The sequence below is a fragment of the Mycobacterium sp. genome, from assembly GCF_049802695.1.
Classification (GTDB): domain Bacteria; phylum Actinomycetota; class Actinomycetes; order Mycobacteriales; family Mycobacteriaceae; genus Mycobacterium.
Genome location: NZ_JBARMY010000328.1, coordinates 1 through 1,951, shown reverse-complemented (window position 1 = coordinate 1,951; position 1,951 = coordinate 1). Strand labels below are relative to the sequence as shown.

Here is a 1,951-nt window from a genome sequence, read left to right as displayed (position 1 = left end):
TGTCAGGAACCGTGTTGAGCTTCGAAATGGGCTTGCTGTGGCCGGGTCTGATGGCCAGGTTCGGCGACGTCCTCGGTTTGCCGTTCGCGCTGGAGGGGTTGTCGTTCTTCACCGAGGCGATTTTTCTCGGGCTGTACCTCTACGGCTGGGACAGGATGCGGCCGAGGCTGCATTTGGCGATGCTGCTGCCGATGGCGACATCGGGCATCGTCGGAACGTTCTGTGTCGTCGCGGTCAACTCCTGGATGAACTACCCGACCGGGTTCACCATCCGCGACGGCGTCGTCGGAAAAATCCGACCGTGGGCGGCTATGTTCAATCCGTTGGCGTGGTTGCAGTTCCTGCACATGTGGCTGGCAGCGTTCCTGCTGGTCGGTCTGCTGGTTTCGGGTGTCTATGCTGCCGGACTGCTGCGCGGCCGAGACGATGGTCACCACCGTCTCGGGTTCATCGTGCCATTCCGGTTCGCCTCGGTGGCCGCCGTGCTGCAGCCGTTCGTCGGTCATCTGCTCGGCTTGCAGGTCGGCAACAAGCAGTCGGCCAAGCTGGCGGCCTTCGAGCTTGCCCTGCACCCTGAGCCGGGGCCTGCGCCACTTCGCTTGGGTGGTTTTCTCATCGACGACCGGATCCGTTGGGCGGTGCCGATTCCCCGCGTCGGTTCGGTGATCGCGCGCGGCACCTTGACCGGGACGGTTCCGGGCCTCGACGACGTGCCGAAGCGGGACTGGCCGCCGGTCAACATCACACACTGGTCGTTTCAGCTGATGGTCGGCATCGGATTGCTGCTGGCGCTGGCGGTCGTGGTGTTCTGGATGACGCGCCGGCGCGGCCACGACCTGCTGGGCAATCGCTGGTTTCTGCGCTTCTCGGTCATCGCCGGGCCGCTTGCGATCATCGCGCTGGAATTGGGTTGGGTGGCAACCGAAGTGGGACGCCAGCCGTGGACTGTGTGGCAGGTGCTGCGGACCACCGAGGCGGCGACGATGAACCGCGCAATCTGGTGGAGCTACAGCGGCGTGCTGATGACTTACCTCGGCATGACCGTCGCGGCTTACGTCGTGCTGCGGTCGATGGCCAGGCGATGGCGGGCCGGCGACGAAGAGCTGCCCAGTCCCTACGGGCCCGCGGCGGAGGCCGACCGATGAGCCTCGCCGCCGTGGTAGCCGCCGCGCTGTTCGTCGGGGTGATCGCCTACGCGCTGCTCGGTGGTGCCGACTTCGGATCAGGGTTCTACGACCTGACCGCAGGCGCCGGCAGGCGCGGAGCCGAACTCCGGACGCTGATCGACCACAGCATCGGGCCGGTGTGGGAGGCCAACCACGTGTGGCTGATCTACGTGCTGGTCATGTGGTGGACCGGCTTCCCGAGAGCCTTCGCCGCGGCGACGACGACGCTGTTCACCCCGCTCATGCTTGCCCTCGCTGGAATCGTGCTGCGCGGCGCGGGTTTTGCGTTTCGCAAGTACGCCGCCACGTTCGGCCAGGCACGTCTTTTCGGCGCGATTTTCGCCGGGTCCTCGCTGATCACGCCATTCTTCTTCGGCACCGTAGCCGGTGCCATGGCGTCTGGGCGGGTGCCGGCCGCAGGCTACGGTGACCCGGTCGGCTCGTGGGTCAATCCGACGTCGCTGGTCGGCGGTTGCCTCGCCGTCAGCACCTGCGTCTTTCTGGCGGGCGTGTTCTTGACCGTGGATGCGGTCCGCGGGGGCGAGAACGAACTGGCCGGCCAGCTCCGCGTCCGCACCATCGGCGTGGGAGCGGTCGCCGGGTTGGTGGTGTTCGCCGGACTGTATCCGGTGCTGCACGACGCTCCCACGCTCAGCCACGGACTGACTCACCAGGCGCTGCCGCTGCTCGCCGTCGCGGCGCTTGCCGGGGTGATGACCATGGTGCTGCTCCTCCGCGGTTTCCAGCCGATGCGCCGATCACGCTGGCCGGCCAGGGTTTCGGCC

Annotated in this window: 2 protein-coding genes; both read left to right on the top strand. The window is 66.9% G+C overall.

Annotated features, from left to right (window positions below; translation table 11 throughout):
• The coding region (locus WA317_RS13565) for a cytochrome ubiquinol oxidase subunit I (protein ID WP_425173525.1) at window positions 1-1,145 on the top strand (1,145 nt) is incomplete at its 5' end.
• Window positions 1,142-1,951 (top strand): cytochrome d ubiquinol oxidase subunit II (locus WA317_RS13560; protein WP_425173524.1); only part of this gene is annotated, 810 nt, incomplete at its 3' end. The genes WA317_RS13565 and WA317_RS13560, both read left to right, overlap by 4 nt.